This is a genomic window from Halobellus limi, assembly GCF_004799685.1.
GTDB lineage: Archaea > Halobacteriota > Halobacteria > Halobacteriales > Haloferacaceae > Haloquadratum > Haloquadratum limi.
Genome location: NZ_CP031311.1, coordinates 2255399 through 2277061 on the forward strand (window position 1 = coordinate 2255399; position 21663 = coordinate 2277061).

Below are 21663 nucleotides of genomic sequence, written 5' to 3' on the forward strand. Positions count from 1 at the left end.
CGCGGCCGGGGTCGGACGGCCGCGGCGCGCGTCTCAGGCGAATCCGACCGGTTCGGGACGCTGCACCGTCTCCGGGTCGGGGTCGTCGCCGTCGGGGTCCGGAACGCGCTCGGGGTCGTCGCGTCGGTCCGCCGGGTCCGTTCGGTCGATTTCGGGATCGGTTCGGTCGGTCGTCGCTTCCGTCGGGCCAGTCTCGTGTTCCAACCTCGCCAGCGCCTCTCGCCGCAGCGGGTGGTAACACATACCAAGTTAGTAGTTAGCATCCGACGGGTAAAAAGGTGTCTCCGCGAGTCGGGCCGGCGAGCGCGACGTGCTTAACGGAATCCGGCACCAACCCCGAACCGATGTCCACCATCGAAATCGAGTACTGCGTCCCCTGCGGCTTTCTGGACCGTGCCGAGGAGATCCAGCACGCGCTCCTCGAACAGTTTGGCGACCGGCTGGACCGCGTCGCGCTGGTTACCGGCGACCACGGCGTCCTGACGGTCGCCGTCGACGGCGACGTCGTCTGGGACAAAGCCGAGGACGACTACGACGTCGACGCGATCACGCGGCGCGTTCGCGAGGAGGTCTGAAGGGAGAGAGGATCCCGCGACCGACAGGCGGTCAGTCGCGGTGGCCCCAGCGACGCCCCTCCTCGTCGTAGCGGGCCTCGAAGATGCGGTCCCACTGGGCGGTAGAAAGGTCCACGTCGGCCGCGCCGAGGTTCTCGTCGAGCTGGTCGACCGTCCGCGCGCCGACGATCGGAACGACCGTCGCGTCGGGGTAGTCCATCAGCCAGCGGAGCGCGACCTGCGCGGGCGAGGCGTCGACCTCCTCGGCGACCTCCCTGACCGCGTCGAGGACGTGCCAGCCGCGCTCGGAGAGGTAGAACTCGTCGAAGCGCTCGTCGATCGACGCTCGGGAGCCGTCGGGCGCGATCACCTGCGTCGGGTCGTCGGGGTCGGCGCGCTCGTACTTGCCCGTGAGGAATCCGCCTGCGAGCGGCGAGTACGGGCAGACCGCCAGCTCCTGGTCGCCGCAGACGTCCAGGTACTCCTTGATGTCCTCGTAGTAGCCGGCGTGGAACAGCGGCTGGGTGACCTCGAAGCGCTCCCAGTCGTGGACGTCGGATTTCCACAGCGCCTTCGTGAGCTGCCAGGCCGCCATCGTCGACGCGCCGAGGTAGTTCACCTTCCCCTCCTCGACGAGGCGGTCGAGCGTCGCGAGCGTCTCCTCGATGGGCGTCTCCTCGTCCCAGCGGTGGATGTAGTAGAGGTCGAGATAGTCGGTGCCGAGGCGGTCGAGCGTGCCTTCGATCTGGTTCCTAACGTGCGTGCGAGAGAGGCCCGACCCGTTCGGGTTGTCGGGGTCGAAGCCGAAGTACACCTTCGAGGCGAGAACGTAGTCCGAGCGGTCCCGATCGGCGAGCCAGTCGCCGATCCACGACTCGCTGCGCCCGTTCGGGTCGCCGTAGACGTTCGCGGTGTCGATGAAGTTCCCGCCACGGTCGACGAACGCGTCGAGCAACTCGTGGGCTTCGCCCTTCGTCGTCTCGACGACGCCGTCGGTCTCGCGGCCGAAGCGCCACGTGCCGAAGCAGAGTTCCGAGACCTTCGTGCCGGTCGATCCGAGTCGTCGGTAGTCGAGGCTCATATCGGAGAGAGACCGGCCGCGCTCAAAAACGTGCGTGTCCGCCGGCCGTTCCTGCTCGCCGCACCGCGGTTCGGTCCGCGTGCCGAACGCTGGGGACGCTAGTCGACCGGCTCGAATCTGAAGCCGTCCCACTCCTGGCTCTCCGCTTCGCGGATGCCCGCGTCGGGGTCGCGGAGTTCCTCGCAGTAGACGGGTCGGACCTCGTCGCCGATCTCGACGTCGTCGGTCGTCACCTGGCCGATGGCGCGTACGGGCTCGCCGTCGACGTCGAACTCGACGATGGCGACGGTGTTCGGCTGGCGGACGCCCGGCGGCGTCGCGGTCGAGGTCGTCCAAGTGACGACCTCCGCGACGTGCTCGCTCAGGTCGACCGTGCCGGTCGGTTCCTGACCACCGGGCCCGAGCGGGTGGCCGGGATAGGTGATGCTGCCGTCGGGGTAGCGGGACGCCTCCATCTCGTGTTCGTCTTCGGTCTCGTTCTCGGTGTCGTGTTCGTCACTCATTTTCGACCCTCCAGGATCGTGGTCGTCACGCAGTTGCCGAACCCGCCGACGTTGCAGGCGAGCGCCGTCTCGGCCTCGACCTGTCGCGGGCCCGCGTCGCCGACGACCTGCTCGTAGATCTCATAGACCTGCGCCACGCCGGAGGCGCCGAGCGGGTGGCCCTTCGATTTGAGGCCGCCGGAGGTGTTGATCGGCAGTTCGCCGTCGCGGTCGGTGACGCCCTCCTCGACCGCTTTCCAGCCCTCGCCCTTCTCGAAGAAGCCGAGGTCTTCGGACTGGAGGAACTCCAGGATCGTGAACATATCGTGGAGCTCCGCGACGTCGACGTCCTCGGGACCGACGTCGGCCATCTCGTAGGCCTGTTCGGAGGAGTTGACGACGCCGCCCATCGTCGTCGGGTCCGCCCGTTCGTGGACGACGTGGGTATCGGTCGCGCCGCCGATGCCGGAGACGACGGCGTACTCGTCGGTGTACTCACGGGCGACAGACTCCGGACAGAACATAAGCGCCGCGGATCCGTCGGTGATCGGACAGAAGTCGTACAGTCTGAGGGGGTCGGCGACGATCGGCGACTCCAAGACGGTGTCGAGGTCGACCTCCTTTCGGAACTGCGCGTGGGGGTTGTCGACGCCGTTTCTGTGGTTCTTGACCGCGACCTTCCCGAGCGATTCGCGCGGGGCGTCGTACTTGTCGAGGTAGTGGCGAGCGGTGAGGCCGGCGAACGACGGCAGAGTGAGCCCGTGTTTGTACTCCACCGGATGCGTCAGCGACGCGATGACGTCCGTCGCCTCGGCGGTGGTCCGGTGGGTCATCTTCTCCCCGCCGACGAGAAGCGTCATCTCCGACGCCCCCGAGGCGACCGACTGCCAGGCGGCGTACACGCCCGCGCCGCCCGACGAGGACGTCTGGTCGATCCGGGCGGTGTAGGCGGGGACCGCCGAGAGGTCGTGGGCGAGGGCGTTCGGGACGCCGGTCTGGCCCTCGAACTCGCCGCTGGCCATGTTCGAGACGTACAGGTGCTCGACCGCGTCGGGCGAGACGCCAGCGTCGTCGAGACAGGCGATGCCGGCCTCCGCGAGCAACTCGCGGATCCACTCTTCGCGCTGCCCGAACTGGGTCATCGACGCGCCGATGATCGCTACGCGCTCCATAGGTGACAACGAGAGTGCGGTGGCTTACCGGTTTCCCTTTTTCGAGCGTCGGACGCGGCGTCCGGGAGACGCGCTCGGCGTCTCTCGAAGCGCTTACACGTTCTCCGCGTCGAGGGTCCGATATGAACGTGGATGTGGATTCCGTCGCTCCGAGGCTGGGTGCGATCGCCTGTCTGCTCCTCGCGGGGATCGTGTTCGCGCCGGCGCTCCTGATCGCCGTGCCCGGCGCGGGCGTCGCCGACTACTACGCCGCCGGGCCGATCGGGATCTCGATCGTCGGCGTGCTCGCCCTGCTCGACGTCGTCGTCTTCCTCGCGGCCGCACAGGAGCGGTCCGACCCCGTGACGCTCGCCGGGGTCGCGCTCGTCTCGGCGGTCGCGATGATCCTGTTTTCGCTGCTGTGGGCGCTGTCGATCGACCCGACGCTGCTCTTCAGCTTCCCCGCCGAATACGCCTGGATCGAGAACCACCGCTGGGTCGTCGTCACCGGGTCGGCGGTCGTCGCGATCGCGGCGGGGAGCTTCGCGAGAGCGCAGCTGCCCGGATACTGATTACGCTCGTCCCGTACCGCCGAGCGCCGCTCGACGTCCGATCTTCGACCCGCACGCGATCCGCTCTTCGAACCGGGGACCTGCACGGTGTCCGGCGATCGTGGGGGTCACCGAGTCGAAAGCCCCTTATGTGGTCCCGGTGTACTCGTAAGTGGACTAGGTCGGGCAGCTAGGCCCTGCTCTCCACCCGCATCTTTGGCCTTCAGCGGGGACCGAACCCGGGCGCGTCCGGTCAGACCGGCGCGGGCCTCGGAAGCCAACGTAGAAACCTCGTCCTTCGGGGACGGCGGTTCACCGACGCCGGCCGCAGGGTCGGACCGAGGTGATTCGTCGCCGGCACCCCGTCAGGCGCGGAAGCGAGCAGCGGACCAGCGAACGTTCGTCGCTCGGAGGATCGCGGGGTGGAGGAGGCGACCGAGACTCCCCGTGCCGGAACGCCGGGCAACCCCGCTGTCCACCATTCATATCGACTTCACCTTCGAGAGCGGCGCCGACGTGTCGGCCGGACGGCCCCCGGTCGAACGTACGTGACCCGGGAACACACCCCTCTGAGCCGCTGGATAGTGTCGCTTAATTCCGTCGACGACGGCGGTTCGAACACGCAATGACCGGACGCGCCAGCGGTGCGCTCGGGCTCCTCGGGGACCGCGAGTTCGCCGCGCTGTCGGGGGTCGCCTTCGCCCGGAGTCAGGCGTACTCGACGATCCTCATCGCGCTGGCGCTGTACGCCGACCAGTTCGGAACGACAGGCGTCGTCGAGGGGCTGTTCGGCACGGCCTTCGCCGTCGCACAGTTGCTCGTCGTCCTGCCGCTCGGACGGAAGGTGGACACCGGCAACGCCAAGCGCTTCCTGCTCGCGGGGCTGGCGCTCAACGTCGCGGTCTTCGTCGGGTTCGCGCTCGTCGAGAACTCGATGCACGTGATCCTCATTCGGGTGGTTCAGGGCCTGGGCGCCAGCCTGCTGTGGGTCACCGGGTCGGCGGTCGTCGGCGAGATCAGCCCCGAAGACGGCAGCGGCCGCTGGCTCGGCGCGTACAACCAGGTCGGGGCCTTCTCCAGTCTCGCCGGCGACCTCGTCGGGGGGTACCTCCTCTACGCCTACGACTTCGTCTGGGCGTACGCGGCGCTGACGGCGGTCACGGTCCTCGCGTTCGGCCTCGTGTGGCGACACCTCCGGAACGACCCCGGCGGCCGGAAGGACCCCGACGAAGCGACCGGCGTCGAGACGATCCGGGCGCTCCTGGCCCGGCCGATGGTCCGGTCGCTCGTGGTCTTCAGGCTCGGGTTCTCGGTCGGCAAGATGGCCGTGATCATCTTCCTCCCGATCTTCGCGCGAACCGAGTTCGGGATCAACGCCTTCGCGATCGGGTGGATCCTCGCCGGCGGGAAACTGACGAAGTCGATCTTCCAGGGGTATATGGGCGATCTGACCGACCGGATCGGCAAGCGGTACTGGTTCGTCGTCGCCGGCGCGCTGCTGTACGGGCTGGGAACGGCGCTCATCCCGCTGGCGCTCTTCTTCGAGGGGACGGTCCCGCCGATCCGGTTCGACGCGTTCGGCCGGACGCAGGTCCTCGGCGGGGCGTTCTTCGCGCTCTTCGCCGCCTACGGAATCCTCGGGATCGCCGACAGCGTCCGTCTCCCCGCGAGTATGGCGCTGTTCGTCGAAGAGGGCGAACGCCTCGACTCGGTGGCGTCGAGTATGTCGCTCCGTTCGATCGCCTGGAAGGTCGGACAGGTCACCGGTCCCGTCCTCGTCGGGGTGATAAAAGACGCCGTCTCGACGACGATGGCCTTTCTCACCGCCGCGGCGTTCATCGCCGTCGCCACGGGCGTCTTCGTCGCGACGTACCTACGAACGCGGGAGGCGCCGGCCGCGACGCCCGCGGTCGGGGATTGATCGAACAGTACGGGTCGAGGCGGGCGCGATCAAAAACAGTACGTCGGCGGTGTGAGCGTACGTCCGGGTGTGAGAGCACCTAGTCCGCGGTCGCGTCCGGTCCGTCGGCTCCGTCGTCCGACCCGGAGTCAGTGGACGGACCGCCCTCGAACTCGAACTCCAACTCGGTCTCCGCGTCGTCGTGGGCGATCGACACTTCCAGTTCCTCGGCGTCGTCGGGGATCGAGACGACGTACTCGCCGTTCGCGTCGGTGGTCCCGGTCGGTCCGTCGTCGACCTCGACCGTCGCGTTCTCGACCGCGGAGCCGTTTTCAGTGACCCGGAGCGTCGCGTTCTCGCCGGGTGCGACGTCGTCGACGAAGGTGGCGTTCAGCGCCGATTCCGTCCGGTCCTCACGGTCGTCGTCGCCTTCGTCGTCACCGTCTCCGTCGTCGTCATCGTCGACCCGGTCGATCTCGACGTCGGTCCCCGACTCGGAGATGACGGGCTTGAGGATGTACTTCCCGCTCTGGCCCGCCTTTATCGCGGTGATGTCGAAGACGAAGTCGACCGATTCGCCCTCGCCGACGGTGAACTCCGAGTTCAACTGGAGCTTCCCGCTCGGCAGTTTCACGCGCTGGTCGCTGCCGTCTTTCAACGTCCCGTTCACGTCGGAGACGTAGACGAACACCTTCTCGTAGGTCCCGTTCGGGGCGTCGAGCGACGAGAGCCGCGTCGCGTTCGCGCCCTGGAGACGGGTCAGATCGACCGTCCGGTCGTCGACCTCGTACTCGACCCACTCGCCATCGTCGCGCTCGTCGGCGTCGTCGGTTTCGTCACTGTCGTCGCGCTCGTCACCGTCATCGGGTTCGTCACTATCGTCTGCGTCGTCGGCGTCAGCGGACTCCGTTTCTACGGCGTTCGTCGACGTGGCCGTCTCGCTGTCGTTCGTCTCGTCGTCCACTTCGTCGCTGTCGTCCGACTCGTCGTCCGCATCCGTCTCGCTGTCGTCCGCGTCGTCGGCGTCCTCGCCGCCATCGTCACCGGCCGGTTTCAGTCCGACCCGGGTGATCGTGACGTTGAGGTGTTCGAAGTCGCCGATCGCGTTCTGTTCGTCGCTGATGTACAGGTTCACCGTCCCGGTGCTACTATCGGTCCCACCGGTGGGCGACTGCACGTCCGTGGCCGTCGATCCGTCGTCTGTGCCCCCGTTCGGCGCACCGGAGATTCCGCCGGAACACCCGGCGAGAACCACCAGCGCTGCGACGAGGACGGTCGCGACTGTCTTTCGGTTCATCACGGTCGCCACGAGGGACCGTAGCGGTATTTAAACAGGAGTTCGTGACTCCGGATTCATCCGGATTTAGTCGAGTTATCCCCACGCGCCCAGGCTCGCCTGCAGGTCGCGCGTCGTCGCCTCGGGGGTCGCCTCGTAGCCGACGAGGTCGCGCAGGTCGACGGCGTAGGTGCTACCCGCGTGGTCGAGCACCAGCAGCCGACCCTTGACGCCGCGGACGGTCCCGGTGGCGATGGTCTCTGCGACCGGTCGGTCCCGTAAGTCGAGTCCGTAGTCGAACTCGTGGCGGTCGTCCTCGTCGACGTCGAAGTCGTCGAGGAGGGCCCTCCACGCGTCGGTATCGACGTCGCGGTGGAGCCCCACCCGTTTCTTCGGGATCCGGACCCGGTCCGGAATCTCCGCGGCGATCTCGGCCTCGCGCTCGCGGGCGACGCGGCCGTCGGGGACGACGGCGAGGAGCGCGCCGCGGTCTGCGCCCTGCTCGCGAAGCCGGGTCTCGAATCGCCACTCCCTCGTGACGCCCACTTTGAACGTGTCGGGCGCGAACGCCGCGAGGTAGACCGCGTGCGGTTCGACGCAGTCCATCTCGTCTTTGAGACACGTGCCCGTGCACTTCGCACAGACCCACGTCGAGCGGTGCTGCGGGCAGTGCGGCGCGGTCGGATCGGGGCACGAAACGTGTCCCTCGTCGGTGACCGTCCCGGCGCAGTGGCGGTCGCCGAGCGTGTAGGCGAGTTCGACCCCGGGATCGAGCGGGACGAACTCGACGGCCGCGCCCGCGTCCGTCTCCGAGGGCGACGACGTGTCGCCGTCGCGGTCGCCGCCCGCCTCGCTCACGTAGAGCCCCGCTTCGCCCGTGTCGTAGCCGACGAACTGCACGCTCGCGGCTACGCGGTACGCGGATAAAAGCCGTGCCGTTCGCCCGCCGACGCGATCGGATCCCGCCCCTTAGGCGCCCGTCGCCGTGGCGTTGTACACGACCTCGACGTTCGCGACGACGTCGACCGGGCCGCTCTCGACGTCGGTGCCGCCGTCCGCCGCCGGAGTCGCGGTGGCCGCGTACTCGACGGCGCTGGGCCGCGGCGACCCGCCGCCGACGCGGACGACGTGAACCCCGGTGACGGTGAGGTTCGCCGCCTCGGCGACGGTCTCGGCCTTCTGTCTGGCGTCGGTCATCGCGGACCGGCGCGCCCGGTGTTCGAGCCGCTGTCGCCGCTCGGCCGAGAGGGTGAACGAGACGTCGTCGACGCTGGTCGCGCCGTTCCCGACGGCGGTGTCGATCACCGGACCGACCCGCTCGACGTCCGAGAGCGTGATCTCGAAGTCGTGGGAGGCGCGGTACCGCACCTCGGGCTCCTCGCCGTCCCGCCGCGGCGGCCGGTAGTCGCGACCGACGTCGTAGTACTCGGTGGCGATCTGTTCGTCCCCGACGCCCAGTTCGGTGAGCGCCGTCCGCATCCGCGAGACGTTCTCGGCGAGTCGCTGGCGGGCGGTCACCGCGTCCTCGGCGGTCGCGGTGACGCCGACCCGGACGACAGCACGGTTCGGTTCGCCGCTGGCGCTTCCGGCGCCGGAGACCTCGATCGTGCTGCCCGAGTTCGAGGACGGGGCCTCGGACGCAGCGCCCGAGAGGGTCCCCGAGCAGCCCGCCAGCAGGATCAACGCGATCACGCCGACGGTCGCGAGCGTTCGTCGTGACATATCCCTGCCGTCTCCGGGTTTCGTAAAGTGCTTCGTGATAGCTCAAAGGACCCTTTGAATTTGCTCGCAGTCGGTGGCGACCGGACTCGGTCCGACGGGATCCCCGTCGGAACGAACGCGATCGCTTCCGAAGCCCCTTAGCGCCCGCCCCGCCTCGGATCCGGTATGAACGACACGCCAGAGGTGGCCGTCCTCCGGTACGGCCACCGCCCGGGCCGGGACGACCGGATGACGACGCACGTGGGCCTGACCGCGCGGGCGCTCGGCGCCGACCGGGTGATCTTCCCCGACAACGCGGGGCAGTCGGAGGAGACCGTCGAGGACATCACGGCGCGGTTCGGCGGCCCCTTCGAGGTGGAACTGACCGAGCGACTGGACGCGACGATCCGCGAGTGGGAGGGGTCGGTCGTCCACCTGACGATGTACGGCGAGCGGGTGCAGGACGTGACCGGCGGGATCCGCGAGACGCACCGCGAGGAACCGCTCCTGATCGTCGTCGGCGGCGAGAAGGTCCCCTTCGAGGTGTACGAGGAGGCCGACTGGAACGTCGGCGTCACGAACCAGCCCCACTCTGAGGTCGCGGGGCTGGCCGTCTTCCTGGACCGGCTGTTCGACGGCGAGGAACTCGAACGAGAGTGGGCGGACGCCGACCGACGCGTGATCCCGCAGGAGCGCGGAAAGCGGGTCGTCGACGGCGAGGAACTCGACGAGCCGTGACCGGTCGAAGGCCGACGACGAGTCGTGAGCAGTCGAAAGTCGACGCCGACTCGCGAGCGATCGAAGACAACGACAGTCCGCGAGCGATCGGACGCGTAATCAGTTACAGACGCGGCTACCTACGTGTGCGACGTCAGAGAGAGCACACGAGAATGGCGGCGTAGACCTGGACGGGAGACGTTTTCCCCGACCCACACGGCCGTCTGGCTCTGCCACGCCGACTTTAGCCGGACTTTCACCGGCGTTTGCCGGAGCGTTAGCCGGGTTCCCACCGGCGTTGTCGACGTGCCGTCGCCGCATTTCACGAAGTCCGCTTGCGCGTACTCCGCTAGTTGGCCTTCCCCCTCGACCGCCCGGGCGGTCGAGCGTTCGGGTCGGTGCGGTCCTCCTTCGGAACCGTAACCTCGTCGTCTTCTGACGGACACTTCGGTTGTGGCTCCCAACTCGCTCCGTCTCACCCGCGTCCGGGCGATCTGAAACGAGTCGTCCAGTGTGTCCCCGCCTTCTCGCGGGAATTGAACCTACGGAGAGAGTAATAATAAATCATTTTGAATATTCCGTGAACGTTTGCCGCGATACCAACCGACGGCCGCGTCGAGATATTTCGGATCGGACGAACGACCCCGCATCCGCAACTTTAAAACGACTGAGCGGCGCAACTGAGTACAATGGCTTTTGAGGAGCTGCTGAACGACCCTGTCATCCAGAAGTACCTCCACGAGCTGGTCGGACCGACGGGGATGCCGGTGGCCGCGGCTCCGCCGGACGGCGAGGTGACCGACGAGGAACTCGCCGAGGAGTTGGGACTCGAACTCAACGACGTCCGACGGGCGCTTTTCATCCTCTATGAGAACGACCTGGCGGAGTACCGCCGGGTCCGCGACGAGGACTCCGGATGGCTCACCTACCTCTGGACCTTCCACTACGAGAACATCCCGGAGAACCTCCAGGAGGAGATGTACCGCCTCCTCGACGCCTTGGAGGAACGACTGGAGTACGAGCGGACCCACGAGTTCTACCTCTCGGAACCGGCGGGCATCCGCTTCGAGTTCTCCGAGGCGATGGAGCAGGGCTTCCAGTGCCCCGAGACGGGCGCGCCGCTGGAGCCGATGGAGAACGACGACATGGTCGAAGCGATGGAGCGCCGGATCGAGGAACTCCGCGACGAACTCAACGTCGACGTAGGCCGGGACGACTGATGGTCGTCCTCGCAACCAAGTGCTACGTCGGGGGCGACGCCCGCGAACGCGCGCTGGACAGTTTCGACTCGCTCGTCCGCAACGACGTCGGCGAACTCGACGTCGAGTGGACGATCGACGTCCGCGAGGACGACTTCGTGAGCGTCGAACTCGACGGGGAGGACGCGACCGTCGCCGCCAACGTCCTCGCCGAGACGTGGGGCGAGATCACGCCCGAGTTCGAGGACGGAGAGACGTACGTCGGCACGCTCGACTCTTGGGACGACGACGGCTGGACCCTCGACGCCGGCAACGGGGAACGCGTCCGGATCGCGACCGACGAACTCGGGCTCGGAACGGGGTCGGCGACCCAGATCCGCGATCGGTTCGGCGTCGTCCAGCACACGCCGCTGCGGTTCGTCGCCGGCGAGGCCCCCCACCTCGCGGACGCGACGCGGGACCGCCTGTACGACTGGACGCGCGAGGAGGGTGCCGGCCGCGTGAACGTCAACAGCGCCACCCGCGGCGAGGTCCGGGCGACGGTCAATCGGGCGGGTCACGCGAACGACATCGTGACGGTCGAACGGCTCGGACTGCTCGAACAGAGCATCGTCTGTCCGGAGGACACCGATCCGCCGGGGCTGCTCGCCAGCATCGGCTCGTACCTCCGATCGGAACTGAAGTGCGTCCTGACAGGCTGAACTGACGCCCCGGCGAATGCATTAATCCATCTCGAACCCCTCGAATCCACGTATGAACCGACGACTCCTCCTCGCGACCGGCTGTCTCGCCCTCCTCGCGGTCACCAGCGGCTGTCTCGGGATCGGAACCGGACCGGTCTCGGCGGACCGCCTCGACAGCGACCCCGCCGAGCCCTACGAGTGGGAGACGAACCGCACCGCCCACGTCACGATCCAGGAGAACACCCAGTTCCGGACGGTGATGGAGACGAACAGTTCGACGATCGAACTGTACCGACGCGACGGCTTCGGCGGGACGAACCCGCTCTCGGTGCAGTCGGTGCGGTACCGCTACCCCAACGGGACGGTTATCACGGGGAGCGAGATCCAGAACCGCAGCGGAGAGGTGCGACAGACGCGCGACGAGACCGTCGTCGCACTCCCCGACGGCGCGCCGCCGAGCGGGGGCGCGCTGGCGTTCACGAGCGGCGGAACGCCGAAGCGCTTCACGCTTCCGACCTACGTCGAGGGGACTTACGAGGTCGTGTTGCCGCCGGACCGTCGGCTCGACTTCCCGATCTTCGGGCAGGTCTCGCCTCGCGGCTACGAGGCGGCGCCGGACGAGAACGGGCAGGTCCACGTCGTCTGGGACGAACCGGTGACGGCCGACACCATCTCGATCCGGTTCTACCTCCAGCGCGACCTCTACATCTTCGCCGGGATCGTCGCTCTCGTCGGCGTCGTCGGCGGCGGCGGGCTGTTCTACTACCGCCGGCAGATCGATCGGCTCCGGCAGCAACGCCTGGAGATGGGGATCGACGTCGAGATCGACGACGACGACGAGGGACCGCCGCCGGGGATGCGCTGACTCCGACCGTTAGCGGAGAGAGTCGCGAAACCGGAGGCGCTGTGCTTTTGTCCGCTTCGCGGTTATGGACGGTATGCGAGTCGCTATCGTCACCGTCGGGGACGAACTCCTCTCGGGTGACACCGTCAACACGAACGCGTCGTGGCTGTGCGCGGAGTTGACCGCCCGCGGCGTCGACGTCGAACGGGTCACGACCGTCCCGGACGACGTCGCCGACATCGCCCGCGTCGTCAACGAGTACCGCGCCGAGCACGACGCCGTCGTCGTCACCGGCGGCCTCGGTCCCACCCACGACGACGTGACGATGGCGGGCGTCGCCGCGGCGGTCGGCCGCGACCTGGAACCGCACGAGGAGGCCCGCGAGTGGCTGACCGGCGAGGGCGGCTACACCGCCGAGGGCCTCGTCGACGGGACCACCGAACTCCCGGCGGACGCGTGGATGCTCCCGAACGTCGAGGGCGTCGCGCCCGGCGCCGTCGTCGAGGGCGTCTACGTCCTGCCGGGCGTCCCGGACGAGATGAAGGCGATGTTCGAGGGCGTCGCCGAGGAGTTCAGCGGCGAGCGGACGTTCTCGACCGTCGTCGACGTCGACGAGCCCGAGAGCGAACTGATCGATCGGCTGTCGAAGTTACGGGACCGGTTCGACGTCACCGTCGGCAGCTATCCCGGAGAATCGGTCCGCGTGAAACTCACCGCCACCGACGAGGCCGTCGTCGACGAGGCGGCGCAGTGGCTTCGCGGGCGGGTCGATCTCGTCGGAGACGCGGAGTAGTCGCTGCGCCGGGGTCGGCGGCCCCCCGAGACCTAGCGGTACAGGTAGTAGAGCCAGCCGACGGTCATCGCGAGACTGAGGAGGAGGATCACCGCGCCGGTCTCCGCGATCGGGAGGGCGACGCCCTCGGATGCGAGTGGGAGCATACCCCTCAATTCCGCGAGACAGTTCTTAAGCGTTCATACTGTGGTCCGCGTGCGTCGCCTCTCCGACGTCGGCGCACCGGCGGGCTTTTGCGCGCCCCGCCGTTGGGTCCGCGTATGCGACTCGGGTTCGTGGTCAACCCCATCGCGGGGATGGGCGGCCGCGTCGGACTGAAGGGAACGGACGGTAAGGTGCAAGAGGCCCGCCGCCGCGGGGCGGAACCCCGGGCGCCGGACCGCGCGCGGCGGGCGCTCGAAGCCCTCCGCGAGCAGAGCGAGGGAGACGTCGACCTGGTGACGTGGGGCGGGTCGATGGGCGCGGACGTCGCCCGCGCGGTGGGGTTCGACGCCGAGGTGCTCGGCGGCCCCGGTTCGGACCCGACCGACGGGGACGACGGCGAGCCCGGGGTGGACGGCCGCGGGACGGCGGACGAAGCCCCGCCCGAGACGGCGGACGAAGCCCCGCCCGAAACGAGCGCCGAGGACACCGCCCGAGCCGTCGAGGCGTTCCTCGACGACGGAGTCGACATCGTCGTCTTCGTCGGCGGCGACGGCACCGCCGCGGACGTCGCCGAAGTCGTCGAGGGGACTGAAATCCCGATCCTGGGCGTGCCGGCGGGCGTGAAGGTGTACTCGTCGGTGTTCGCCGTCTCGCCGGAGGACGCGGCCCACGTGGTCGCGACGTTCGAGCGGACCGAGCGGCGCGAGGTGCTCGACATCGACGAGGACGAGTACCGCGAGGGCGAGGTCCACCCCGAACTGCGAGCGATCGCCCACGTCCCCGTCGCCGAGGAGTTACAGTCCTCGAAGCAACTCGGCGGCGGCAACGTCGAGGCGCTCGCGGCGGGCGTCGCCGACGACATCCGCGGGAGCGAGAAGACGTTCGTGCTCGGCCCGGGGAGCACCGTCGGCGCGATCAAGGAGGAACTCGGCTTCGAGGGGTCGCCGATCGGAGTCGACGTCTGGCGCGACGGCGAGGTGCTCGCCCTCGACGCGAGCGAGTCCGAGATCTTAGACGCGCTCGGTCCCGACGGCGAGAACGTCGTCGTCGTCTCGCCGATCGGCGGCCAGGGATTCGTGTTCGGCCGCGGCAACCCGCAGCTCTCCCCCGCCGTGATCCGCCGCAGCGACGTCGAGATCGTCGCCTCGCGCTCGAAGCTCGACACGATCGGCGAACTCCGCGTCGACACCGACGACCCGGAGCTTGACGCCGAACTCCGCGGGTGGACGAAGGTCCGGATCGGTCGCTTCGAGCGGCGGATGATGCGGATCGCGTGATCGGTTCCGACGATCGACGCAGATAGTGTGTGACTGTGGAACCTATCGCCTCAATTATTTTAATATCGACGTGTTTAGTCCTATAAGTACAGATAGATAGAAGTTATATAATTCACATATAGTGAGGATTAAGGTCACTGAAAGCAAGGGTGTGATATGGAAACGCGTAAGGTACAGCGGTTGGGTCCCTCGACGCTGGCGATGACGCTCCCGGCGGAGTGGGCGAAGGAACACAACGTCAACAAAGGCGACGAGGTGTCGCTCCGGATGGGCGGGAAGGGCACGCTGACGGTGCTCCCGGAATCGGCGAGTCAGGAGGACTCCTCGGCGACGATCCGCGCGGACAACCTCGACGCCGACTCGCTCGAACGGGCGATCGTCGCCCAGTACGTCCTCGGGCGGCGGGTGATTCACATCGAAAAGAGCGACGGCGCGCTCGACTCCGAGCACATCAACGCCGTCTACAAGGCCGAAACGCAACTGATGGGCCTGGGCGTCATCGAGGAGACGCCCGACCGGATCGCCATCCGGTGTTCGGTCGACCCCGAGGACTTCACGCTGAACAACCTCCTCGAACGGCTGGAGAACACCGGCAGCACGATGCGCGGGGAGGCGATCAAGGCGCTCGCACACGGGAACACGGACCTCGCCCAGCGCGCGCTGAACCGCGAACGGCAGGCGAACAAGATCTTCGTGCTCCTGCTCCGCCTGATCTTCACCGCCTACCAGAATCCGAACCTCGCCCGCGCGGTCGGCCTGGAGTCGGGGTTCCCGCTGATCGGCTACCGCTCGGTCGCGAAGAACCTCGAACTGACCGCCGACAACGCCGAGGACATCGCCAACATCGCGATGAACGCCGAGGGCCACACCCTCGACGTCGACTCCGGGACGATGCGCCGGATCCGGGAGTTCACCGATCAGGTCGACGAACTCACTAAGACGGCCGTGCAGTCCGTCGTCGAGCGCGACTACGACAAGACGGTCGAGTGCCGCACGCTGTTCCGACAGCTACGGGACCGCGAGCAGGAGATCCTCGACGACCTCCCCGAGATGGAGAACGAAGAGCTGCTCCAGGTCCGCGAGGTTCTCGTCAGCCTCCAGCAGACCGCCCAGTACGCGATGCGGAACGCCGAGATCGCGGCCAACCTCGCGCTGAACGAGGAGTCCGAACACGTCACGATCGGGTGAGCGAACGGCCGACATCGATCGAACAGGTCGCCGCCGTCATCCGAGCAGACCGCCGTCGTCGGTCGCCGTCTCCGTCGGTGTTGCTGTCTCCGTCGCCGTCGGCGTCTCCGTCGGCGTCGGCGCGCTCGTCGTTTCGGTCCCGTCTCCGAGAAGTCCGTCATCGTCGGTCGACGTCGTCTCGGTCGGGGTCTCGGTGCCCTCCGACGGCGTCTCGGTCGACGACTCCGAGCTGTCGTCCGCGTCGCTCTCTCCGGTCGCGTCCGGATCAGTCGGCTTCGTCCCGAAGATATCCGTCTCGATCGTCTCCGTGTACGTGAGCGAGTCGAGCGGGACGGTCACGGTCGTGTCGGCGAGGTCCAGCCGGGCGTCGAAGTCGATCCGGAGGTCGGTCACCTGGTTCCGTTCGAGGTGGGTCACCCACCACTCGTCGATCCTGTCGTTGCGGATGTAGACGGTCGCCTCGATGGTCTCCGTCGACTTCGGCGGAATCACGTACTCCGACTCGGTCGACCCGTCGCCGACCGCGACGTCGTTCATCGAAATGTCGTACCCGAGTTCGCTGACGCCGATCGGATACGGTTTGGGGTTGTACACGACGAAGGTGAGATCCATCGCCGTCCGAGAGTCCGTCACCTCGCCCCACTGCGCGCTCGTCTCGTTGACGTAGAGGACGGGATCGGAGACGAGCGGCTGATCGGCGTCGATCGGACGCGTTTCCGTGGAGTTGAACTGCGAGAGCAGGTCCGTCTCGACCTGCCGGGTGACGTTCGGCGGGTCGACGGTCCGCCCGACCGTCTCCGACGTCACCGAGGTGTCGACGGTGACGGTCGTCCGCTCGTCGTTGCGGACGTGGGAGACCCACCACGGCGGGATCCGGTCGTTGTCGGCCGCCGTCGTGAAGTTCAGCGTGGAGTTGCCCGTGCCGACGGAGACGCCCTCCTTGGTCCCGTTCGCGAGTCGCACGTCGTTCATCAGGACCTCGTAGTCGACGGTGAGGCCGCCGAGGGAGGCACCGACGGGGTTCGGGTTCGAGACGGTGAGGTCCGTCTCGACGACAGTCGTGTTCTCGTCGACCGGCCCGAACGTGTTCTCGACGCCCGCGACCGAGGGAACCCCGATCACGCCCGCCGCGAACGCGCCGCCGCCGAGCACTCCCAGAGCGACCAGCGCGACGAGTGCCGTTCGGAGCCGCCCGCCGAGCAGGAGGATCGACCACATATCGTCCGACGAAGACCGCGGCAGGTACATAGACCTCACGACACCGAGCGAATCGTGTCAGCGCGGCATACTGAGCGCCGGACGGCCGTCACCGACGAGACGCGGCGCGAGTCGTATGAACTAAGTCGGAACCGGGCGACCTCGGGGTATGGAAACCGCAGCCGCCAGTTCGGACAAGGGATTCGGTCTGACCGTCCTCTTTTCGATCGTCGCCGTGCTCGGCGTGGCCGCGATGTTCGCCGCGGGGGTGAGCGGCGATCAGTTCGTCGCCGCGATCGGGTTCGCCGCCGCGATCATCGCCGCCTCGCTCGCGGTGTCGGCGACGCACCTCTTCGGCTGAGCGCGGACGGACGAGAAGCTTAAGACCGAACCGTCCGTACACGGAGTGAAATGAGCGAGTTCACCGAGGAGGAACAGCGCATCGTCGCGTACCTCCGTGAGAGCGTCTCCGCCGGCGAGCGGTACTTCCGGGCGAAGAACATCGCCGACGCCATCGGTCTCTCGGCCAAGCAGGTGGGGGTCCGGCTCCCGCGGCTCGCCGAGAAGTCCGAGGACGTCGAGATCGAGAAGTGGGGGCGCGCGCGGTCGACGACGTGGCGGGTCACCCGCAGCTGAGCCATCGGCACGTCACTCGGGGGCGATCGCGGGCCCGCGGCCGATCCACTGACGCGTCGAACACGGCTGCCCGCGCCTCCGCCGGATCGCGATTCAGGACCTTTTTTGTCTCTCCCTCCCAGGATCGCGTATGACGGTACGCGTGCGGCGGGTATTCGAGTTCGACGCCCCGCCAGAGGCCGTGTGGGACTTCATCTCCGACCCCTCGAAGCGTGCGGACTCGATCAGCGTCGTCGAGCGGTACGAGGTCGACGAGGAGAGTGGCGACGCGACGTGGCACGTCCGACTGCCGATCCCGTTCGTGAACTCGACGGCGCGCGTAGAGACGAGCGACATCGCCCGCGACCCGCCGCGGCACGTCAAGTTCGTCGGCAAGTCCTCGGTGTTGCGCGTCACCGGCGAACACACGGTGGAAGCGACCGACGGCGGCGCGCGCCTCGTCAACGAGTTCGTCGTCGACGGGCGGGTCCCCGGCGTCGAGCGGTTCTTCGAGCGGAACCTCGATACGGAACTGGAGAACCTCGAACGCGCGCTCCGAGGGGCCGTCGAGTCCGACGCCTGAGAGTCGGAGCCGACCGCGCCGTCCCGGAGGCTTTATTGATTTCCCGCCGCTACCTGAGCCTGCCGACGACCGACGCTTTTCTCGTCGAAGTCGGCACACACCCGCCGCACACTGCCGCAGTGTTTCGGGGTCCGCTGCGGCCCACCGCGTCCAGCGCTCTCTCGTCCCGGAGAGGGAGCGACTGAGCGCACCACTCCCGCCTCCGCCTTCCGACCGCCGAAGCGAGTCGAACGCACCGGCACTCCGCCGTATCCGTGGCGCGTCCGCCGTACGCACACTCCGACCGGTCCCAGCGCGCTCGATAGAGAGCGGCCGCTACAGCGATGATAGCGCCGCCACGGCGACCGGGGGACCGCTACGGCGACTGTGACGACCGCCACGGCGACTATGGCGACCGCTACGGCGACGACGCGCGCTTTTCGACCTCGCCTTTCAGCACCGCCGCGTCGAAGTCGTGATCCGGACGGATGTTGACGAAGTCGAGAAAGCGCGTGGCCGCGAGCAGTTCGTCGGGCTCGAACGCGGTCGAGGCGGCCTCGACCGTCCGCTTGCCGCCGATCAGCGGTTCGAGCGCCCCGAGCGCGCACGCGACGTCGTAGGACTTCGCGTCCGACGCGCCGCCCTCGCGGACGTTCGTCGCGTCGATGAAGTAGATCTCCTCCTCGAGGATGAGCACGTTCTCCGCGCGGAGGTCGCCGTGGAGGAGGTCGTGGTCGTGCATCCGCCGCAGCGAGGCGAAGAGCTTCGGCGCGAGGTCGGCCTCGGCCGCCTCGTCGAGTTCGTCGAGCGTCCGGAAGTCGGGGAGGTACTCTAAGACGAGCACCCCGAGGCCGTCGACCTCGAACGCCTCGATCGGTTCCGGCGCGTTGAGTCCCACCTCCCGCATCCGTCGCGTCGCTTCGAGTTCGTGCTGTGCCATCTCGACGGGCGTCTCGAAGTGCTCGAAGAACCCCTCGGTCCCCGAGGAGAACGCACCGAGGTTTCGCCCCGTGGTGAACAGGCCGTGGACGATGGAGTTCTGCCGGGAGATGACCTTCACGAACCACCGGTCGTCGACCACCATCGGCGTCGAGAGCCAGTTGTCGGCGTCGAGAAACCGGACCCTGACCTCGTCGCGGTCGTACCGGTCGCGGATCTCGCGAGCGACGGCCTCCAGCCGCGACCACTCGACCCGACCGCGAAGGAGACGCCGGAGTTCCATATCACGGCGAACGGTCTCCGAGCGTATATACGGTCGGTCTGTCCGAATCGCGATAGGAGCTATCGCCCGCCGCAGTCGCTCACGCGTCGTCCTCGTCGGTGCCGCGGACCGTCAGGACCGGGACCGACGACCGCCGCACGGTCCGCTCGGTCACGCTGCCCAGCAGGTACCGTTCCAGGCCGGTCCGCCCGTGAGTCCCCATCACGATCAGATCGCAGTCCTCGTCGGCGGCGTACTCGACGACGGCGTCGTCGGGAACCCCCGGTTCGACGGCGGTGACGGCGTCGACGCCCGCCGCTTCGGCGCGCTCGGCGACCTCCTCGACCACCGATTCGGCGCGGTCTCGGAGCGTCTGCTGGACCTGGTCGGGGCTGATCGCGGGGGCGCTGTGACTCACGTCGCGGGTGTCGACGACCGAGAGCACGTGCAACTCGGCGTCGTACTGGCTCGCGATGTCGATTGCGTGCTCGACCGCGCGGTCCGCACAGTCGCTGCCGTCCGTCGGCACCAGAATACGATCGTACATACCTCCCGATTCACAGACTGACAATTAGGCGTTTTGGATGGCTACCGCGAGGCGGGAACGACCGAAAGGGTGGAGACGCGTACCGGCCGTCCGACCGCTCGCCGCAAGCCGACTTTCGACCGTCCTCGACGGCCGTCGAGTGTCGGACGACTACGTCATCGAGGCCAGCCGCGCGATGTAGACGAGGCTCAGGTGGTGGTCGTCGACGTCGTACTCGGTCGTCTCAGAGACCTCGCCGGAGAAGCCCACGAGGTAGTCCTGCAGTTCGGCCTCGACGCCCTCGGTGAGCCACTCGACGGTGTGGTAGTACCGCAGCGCGTCCATCGTCCGCTTGTACCCGCCCTTCAGGACGAGGAACTCGAGCCAGTCGAACACGAGGCGTTCGGCGACGTAGGCGTCGGGAAGCGATCCCAGGTACGGTTTCGTCAGCCCGCCGTCGCCCGCGGCGGTCTCGTGCACGAGGAGCTGTTCGAGCTGGTTCTGCCGGAGTGCTTCGCCGGCGCGCCCGCGCGGGCGCTCTCGAATCTCCGTATCGAACTGGAACCGGCCGACGTCGTCGGGCGAACCGAACCCGGAATCCCGTCGCCGAGGGGGGTCAGATCGGGCGTCTCGATCTCGGGGCCGTTCCCCGCGGGGACGGTCGCGCCGCCGCCCCCGAGCCGCTCCGTCGAAGCCCAGGTCGCGCGCGATCTGATCCGCCAGGACGACCTCGTCGTGACCGCGGGCGTGATCCGAGTCGCCGCGTCGGGGCGGGGTCACTTCGCGGGGCCGTACGGAGACGTCGTCGTCGGTCTCCTCCCGCCCGTTCGCCGTCTCCCGAGCGGCCGACGGTTCCTCGCTTCGGCGGCTGTCGCCCCGGTCGCTCCGGCCTCGACCGCCGTCTCTCGCGCTGTTCCCCGTCCGCCCGTTCCGCCGTCGACCGTCGTCGTCACGGTCTCGATCGGCTCGCCGTCCGTCGTCCCCCCGGGCGGAGTCGTCGCTCGACGGCGACTCGGCCCGCCGACCGTTCCGGCGATCGCGACGGCGGCGGTCCGTCCGTCGTCTCGGGGCGTCGTCCGCGTCCGCGTCGGCGGACCGGTCGTCGCTCTCGGCGCGACGCGCCCCCCGGCGTTCGTCTGCGATGCGTCTGAGCTCTCGGAGGTCGTAGTCGTCGGGATCGATTGTCATTGCCTGTCTCCTGTGTCACGGCGACCGGGACGCCGCTCGCTCGTCGTACTGGACGATTCACAGGCCCGTGCATAAACGTGCCCCCGGCATTATCAGAATAGATATCTGGCCGAGGGTTGGGTCACTCCTCCGACGCTGGGCGAGGGACTCGGGGAGGAGAGCCCACCGGTGAGCCACTTCCGAGGGGACTAGATGACGTGCGTCTCGCCGTGGGCGCGACGGATCGAGAGTTCGCCCGCCTCCACGTCGAACGACAGCGAGCGGCCGTAGTCGCCGCCGATGTCGCTGTCGATCAGCGGGATCCCACTGGCGTCCAGCGCCTCACGGGCCGCGGCGACGTTGCGCTCTCCGACCGCACCGGCGCTGGATTCGAACTCGAACATCGCGCTCCCGCCGGCGAGGCGTCCCTCGATTCGGGCCCGCTCGGCACCGGCGTCGGCCAGTTCGCGGACGAGTTCGGGGACCGCGGTATCGACGTACTTCCAGACGTCCGGGTGGACGTCGTCTGCGGCCTCTTCCCGCTTGAGTTCCGCGCTCGCGGAGGGCAACATCGCGTGTGCGAGGCCAGCCACGCCGGCCTCGACGTCCGCGAGCGCGATCCCGACGCAGGAACCGAGACCGCTGGTCACGAGGGTCGACCCCGCGTGGGCGACCGCGTAGTCGGCGACGCCGACTTTGATCCGTTCGGGTTCGGATCTGTCGTTCGATCGGTCGGTGGTGTAGACCTTCATAGGTTCGTTTCGGGAGGATCGATCGAGTTCGGAGGGACCCCCGGCGGGTCGCGGGGCGCGTACCGGACGTTCACGACGCTCATCTCGAACGGGGCAGACTCA

The 21663-nt window shown here is 68.1% G+C and carries 25 protein-coding genes and 1 other RNA gene; 14 read left to right on the forward strand and 12 right to left on the reverse strand.

Annotated elements, in window-relative coordinates:
• Nucleotides 1-33: 33 nt before the first annotated feature.
• The gene (locus DV707_RS11115) at nucleotides 34-243 is read right to left on the reverse strand and encodes a hypothetical protein (RefSeq protein WP_103991633.1); all 210 of its coding nucleotides are present in this window, start codon (nucleotides 241-243) and stop codon (nucleotides 34-36) included.
• 101 nt (nucleotides 244-344) lie between these two features.
• Here DV707_RS11115 and DV707_RS11120 point away from each other — a divergent pair, with 101 nt between their 5' ends.
• Nucleotides 345-575, forward strand: coding sequence for a SelT/SelW/SelH family protein (locus DV707_RS11120; protein WP_103991632.1), 231 nt, complete (start codon nucleotides 345-347; stop codon nucleotides 573-575).
• A 31-nt stretch (nucleotides 576-606) separates the two neighbouring features.
• Here the strand turns inward: DV707_RS11120 and DV707_RS11125 are convergent, their stop codons facing one another.
• From DV707_RS11125 to DV707_RS11135, 3 genes are all read right to left on the reverse strand, one after another.
• A complete protein-coding gene (locus tag DV707_RS11125) occupies nucleotides 607-1635 on the reverse strand; it encodes an aldo/keto reductase (RefSeq protein WP_103991631.1) in 1029 nt (342 codons plus the stop codon).
• Nucleotides 1636-1733: 98 nt separating this feature from the next.
• Complete coding sequence (locus DV707_RS11130; RefSeq protein ID WP_235010769.1) at nucleotides 1734-2138, reverse strand: OB-fold domain-containing protein; 405 nt, start codon at nucleotides 2136-2138, stop codon at nucleotides 1734-1736.
• On the reverse strand, nucleotides 2135-3289 hold the full coding sequence (locus DV707_RS11135) for a thiolase family protein (protein WP_103991630.1): 1155 nt from the start codon (nucleotides 3287-3289) through the stop codon (nucleotides 2135-2137). The genes DV707_RS11130 and DV707_RS11135 overlap by 4 nt, the downstream gene beginning before the upstream one ends.
• Before the next feature lie 122 nt (nucleotides 3290-3411).
• Between DV707_RS11135 and DV707_RS11140 the strand changes: the two genes are divergently transcribed.
• From DV707_RS11140 to DV707_RS11150, 3 genes are all read left to right on the forward strand, one after another.
• A complete protein-coding gene (locus DV707_RS11140; RefSeq protein ID WP_394337404.1) occupies nucleotides 3412-3840 on the forward strand; it encodes a DUF7548 family protein in 429 nt (142 codons plus the stop codon).
• 149 nt (nucleotides 3841-3989) lie between these two features.
• An RNA gene (gene ffs / locus DV707_RS11145) (signal recognition particle sRNA) lies at nucleotides 3990-4300 on the forward strand.
• 144 nt (nucleotides 4301-4444) lie between these two features.
• On the forward strand, nucleotides 4445-5740 hold the full coding sequence (locus tag DV707_RS11150) for an MFS transporter (RefSeq protein ID WP_103991629.1): 1296 nt from the start codon (nucleotides 4445-4447) through the stop codon (nucleotides 5738-5740).
• Between the two features lie 79 nt (nucleotides 5741-5819).
• Here the strand turns inward: DV707_RS11150 and DV707_RS11155 are convergent, their stop codons facing one another.
• From DV707_RS11155 to DV707_RS11165, 3 genes are all read right to left on the reverse strand, one after another.
• Nucleotides 5820-7016, reverse strand: coding sequence for a DUF4382 domain-containing protein (locus tag DV707_RS11155; protein ID WP_103991985.1), 1197 nt, complete (start codon nucleotides 7014-7016; stop codon nucleotides 5820-5822).
• A 75-nt stretch (nucleotides 7017-7091) separates the two neighbouring features.
• Entirely contained in the window at nucleotides 7092-7895 is an 804-nt protein-coding gene (locus DV707_RS11160; RefSeq protein WP_103991628.1) for a DUF2797 domain-containing protein, read from the reverse strand.
• A gap of 69 nt (nucleotides 7896-7964) precedes the next feature.
• Nucleotides 7965-8717, reverse strand: a complete 753-nt coding sequence (locus DV707_RS11165) for an SIMPL domain-containing protein (RefSeq protein ID WP_103991627.1) — start codon at nucleotides 8715-8717, stop codon at nucleotides 7965-7967.
• Nucleotides 8718-8882: 165 nt separating this feature from the next.
• Between DV707_RS11165 and DV707_RS11170 the strand changes: the two genes are divergently transcribed.
• From DV707_RS11170 to DV707_RS11200, 7 genes are all read left to right on the forward strand, one after another.
• Nucleotides 8883-9434, forward strand: coding sequence for a tRNA (cytidine(56)-2'-O)-methyltransferase (locus DV707_RS11170; protein WP_103991626.1), 552 nt, complete (start codon nucleotides 8883-8885; stop codon nucleotides 9432-9434).
• A 668-nt stretch (nucleotides 9435-10102) separates the two neighbouring features.
• Nucleotides 10103-10633 carry a transcription factor gene (locus DV707_RS11175; RefSeq protein ID WP_103991625.1) on the forward strand — a complete coding sequence of 177 codons (531 nt, stop codon included), beginning with the start codon at nucleotides 10103-10105 and terminating at the stop codon, nucleotides 10631-10633.
• On the forward strand, nucleotides 10633-11313 hold the full coding sequence (locus DV707_RS11180; protein ID WP_103991624.1) for a DUF2110 family protein: 681 nt from the start codon (nucleotides 10633-10635) through the stop codon (nucleotides 11311-11313). The genes DV707_RS11175 and DV707_RS11180 overlap by 1 nt, the downstream gene beginning before the upstream one ends.
• Nucleotides 11314-11365: 52 nt before the next feature.
• A complete protein-coding gene (locus DV707_RS11185) occupies nucleotides 11366-12160 on the forward strand; it encodes a DUF5803 family protein (RefSeq protein WP_103991623.1) in 795 nt (264 codons plus the stop codon).
• Between the two features lie 73 nt (nucleotides 12161-12233).
• Entirely contained in the window at nucleotides 12234-12932 is a 699-nt protein-coding gene (locus DV707_RS11190; RefSeq protein WP_103991984.1) for a competence/damage-inducible protein A, read from the forward strand.
• Nucleotides 12933-13192: 260 nt separating this feature from the next.
• Nucleotides 13193-14353, forward strand: a complete 1161-nt coding sequence (locus tag DV707_RS11195; protein ID WP_103991622.1) for an ATP-NAD kinase family protein — start codon at nucleotides 13193-13195, stop codon at nucleotides 14351-14353.
• 156 nt (nucleotides 14354-14509) lie between these two features.
• Nucleotides 14510-15541: a phosphate signaling complex PhoU family protein gene (locus DV707_RS11200; protein WP_103991621.1), complete on the forward strand. Its 1032-nt coding sequence runs from the start codon at nucleotides 14510-14512 to the stop codon at nucleotides 15539-15541.
• Nucleotides 15542-15577: 36 nt separating this feature from the next.
• On the opposite strand, the gene DV707_RS11205 is transcribed toward DV707_RS11200, so the two are convergent.
• Nucleotides 15578-16759 (reverse strand): LEA type 2 family protein, encoded by a 1182-nt coding sequence (locus tag DV707_RS11205; RefSeq protein ID WP_103991983.1) that lies wholly within the window; start codon nucleotides 16757-16759, stop codon nucleotides 15578-15580.
• A 148-nt stretch (nucleotides 16760-16907) separates the two neighbouring features.
• Between DV707_RS11205 and DV707_RS11210 the strand changes: the two genes are divergently transcribed.
• The 3 genes from DV707_RS11210 (at nucleotide 16908) to DV707_RS11220 (ending at nucleotide 17936) form a co-directional block, all read left to right on the forward strand.
• Nucleotides 16908-17099: a DUF7525 family protein gene (locus DV707_RS11210; RefSeq protein WP_103991620.1), complete on the forward strand. Its 192-nt coding sequence runs from the start codon at nucleotides 16908-16910 to the stop codon at nucleotides 17097-17099.
• A 50-nt stretch (nucleotides 17100-17149) separates the two neighbouring features.
• The gene (locus DV707_RS11215; protein WP_103991619.1) at nucleotides 17150-17374 is read left to right on the forward strand and encodes a DUF7123 family protein; all 225 of its coding nucleotides are present in this window, start codon (nucleotides 17150-17152) and stop codon (nucleotides 17372-17374) included.
• A 130-nt stretch (nucleotides 17375-17504) separates the two neighbouring features.
• Nucleotides 17505-17936, forward strand: coding sequence for an SRPBCC family protein (locus DV707_RS11220; RefSeq protein WP_103991618.1), 432 nt, complete (start codon nucleotides 17505-17507; stop codon nucleotides 17934-17936).
• A 397-nt stretch (nucleotides 17937-18333) separates the two neighbouring features.
• Here DV707_RS11220 and DV707_RS11225 read toward each other — a convergent pair whose 3' ends face one another.
• The 4 genes from DV707_RS11225 to DV707_RS11240 all read right to left on the reverse strand — a co-directional run bounded on the left by DV707_RS11225 (nucleotide 18334) and on the right by DV707_RS11240 (nucleotide 21561).
• On the reverse strand, nucleotides 18334-19137 hold the full coding sequence (locus DV707_RS11225; RefSeq protein WP_103991617.1) for an RIO1 family regulatory kinase/ATPase domain-containing protein: 804 nt from the start codon (nucleotides 19135-19137) through the stop codon (nucleotides 18334-18336).
• A 79-nt stretch (nucleotides 19138-19216) separates the two neighbouring features.
• The gene (locus DV707_RS11230; protein WP_103991616.1) at nucleotides 19217-19663 is read right to left on the reverse strand and encodes a universal stress protein; all 447 of its coding nucleotides are present in this window, start codon (nucleotides 19661-19663) and stop codon (nucleotides 19217-19219) included.
• A gap of 150 nt (nucleotides 19664-19813) precedes the next feature.
• Entirely contained in the window at nucleotides 19814-20341 is a 528-nt protein-coding gene (locus tag DV707_RS19265; protein WP_394337407.1) for a FlaD/FlaE family flagellar protein, read from the reverse strand.
• 677 nt (nucleotides 20342-21018) lie between these two features.
• On the reverse strand, nucleotides 21019-21561 hold the full coding sequence (locus DV707_RS11240) for a chemotaxis protein CheD (RefSeq protein ID WP_103991614.1): 543 nt from the start codon (nucleotides 21559-21561) through the stop codon (nucleotides 21019-21021).
• Nucleotides 21562-21663 lie beyond the last annotated feature (102 nt).

Bases quoted from the DNA above. Each gene is read 5' to 3' on its own strand.
- DV707_RS11115 (WP_103991633.1), bottom strand. From the start codon at position 243: ATGTGTTACCACCCGCTGCGGCGAGAGGCGCTGGCGAGGTTGGAACAC.
- DV707_RS11120 (WP_103991632.1), top strand. From the start codon at position 345: ATGTCCACCATCGAAATCGAGTACTGCGTCCCCTGCGGCTTTCTGGAC.
- DV707_RS11125 (WP_103991631.1), bottom strand. From the start codon at position 1,635: ATGAGCCTCGACTACCGACGACTCGGATCGACCGGCACGAAGGTCTCG.
- DV707_RS11130 (WP_235010769.1), bottom strand. From the start codon at position 2,138: ATGAGTGACGAACACGACACCGAGAACGAGACCGAAGACGAACACGAG.
- DV707_RS11135 (WP_103991630.1), bottom strand. From the start codon at position 3,289: ATGGAGCGCGTAGCGATCATCGGCGCGTCGATGACCCAGTTCGGGCAG.
- DV707_RS11140 (WP_394337404.1), top strand. From the start codon at position 3,412: ATGAACGTGGATGTGGATTCCGTCGCTCCGAGGCTGGGTGCGATCGCC.
- DV707_RS11150 (WP_103991629.1), top strand. From the start codon at position 4,445: ATGACCGGACGCGCCAGCGGTGCGCTCGGGCTCCTCGGGGACCGCGAG.
- DV707_RS11155 (WP_103991985.1), bottom strand. From the start codon at position 7,016: ATGAACCGAAAGACAGTCGCGACCGTCCTCGTCGCAGCGCTGGTGGTT.
- DV707_RS11165 (WP_103991627.1), bottom strand. From the start codon at position 8,717: ATGTCACGACGAACGCTCGCGACCGTCGGCGTGATCGCGTTGATCCTG.
- DV707_RS11170 (WP_103991626.1), top strand. From the start codon at position 8,883: ATGAACGACACGCCAGAGGTGGCCGTCCTCCGGTACGGCCACCGCCCG.
- DV707_RS11175 (WP_103991625.1), top strand. From the start codon at position 10,103: ATGGCTTTTGAGGAGCTGCTGAACGACCCTGTCATCCAGAAGTACCTC.
- DV707_RS11180 (WP_103991624.1), top strand. From the start codon at position 10,633: ATGGTCGTCCTCGCAACCAAGTGCTACGTCGGGGGCGACGCCCGCGAA.
- DV707_RS11185 (WP_103991623.1), top strand. From the start codon at position 11,366: ATGAACCGACGACTCCTCCTCGCGACCGGCTGTCTCGCCCTCCTCGCG.
- DV707_RS11190 (WP_103991984.1), top strand. From the start codon at position 12,234: ATGCGAGTCGCTATCGTCACCGTCGGGGACGAACTCCTCTCGGGTGAC.
- DV707_RS11195 (WP_103991622.1), top strand. From the start codon at position 13,193: ATGCGACTCGGGTTCGTGGTCAACCCCATCGCGGGGATGGGCGGCCGC.
- DV707_RS11200 (WP_103991621.1), top strand. From the start codon at position 14,510: ATGGAAACGCGTAAGGTACAGCGGTTGGGTCCCTCGACGCTGGCGATG.
- DV707_RS11205 (WP_103991983.1), bottom strand. From the start codon at position 16,759: ATGTGGTCGATCCTCCTGCTCGGCGGGCGGCTCCGAACGGCACTCGTC.
- DV707_RS11210 (WP_103991620.1), top strand. From the start codon at position 16,908: ATGGAAACCGCAGCCGCCAGTTCGGACAAGGGATTCGGTCTGACCGTC.
- DV707_RS11215 (WP_103991619.1), top strand. From the start codon at position 17,150: ATGAGCGAGTTCACCGAGGAGGAACAGCGCATCGTCGCGTACCTCCGT.
- DV707_RS11220 (WP_103991618.1), top strand. From the start codon at position 17,505: ATGACGGTACGCGTGCGGCGGGTATTCGAGTTCGACGCCCCGCCAGAG.
- DV707_RS11225 (WP_103991617.1), bottom strand. From the start codon at position 19,137: ATGGAACTCCGGCGTCTCCTTCGCGGTCGGGTCGAGTGGTCGCGGCTG.
- DV707_RS11230 (WP_103991616.1), bottom strand. From the start codon at position 19,663: ATGTACGATCGTATTCTGGTGCCGACGGACGGCAGCGACTGTGCGGAC.
- DV707_RS11240 (WP_103991614.1), bottom strand. From the start codon at position 21,561: ATGAAGGTCTACACCACCGACCGATCGAACGACAGATCCGAACCCGAA.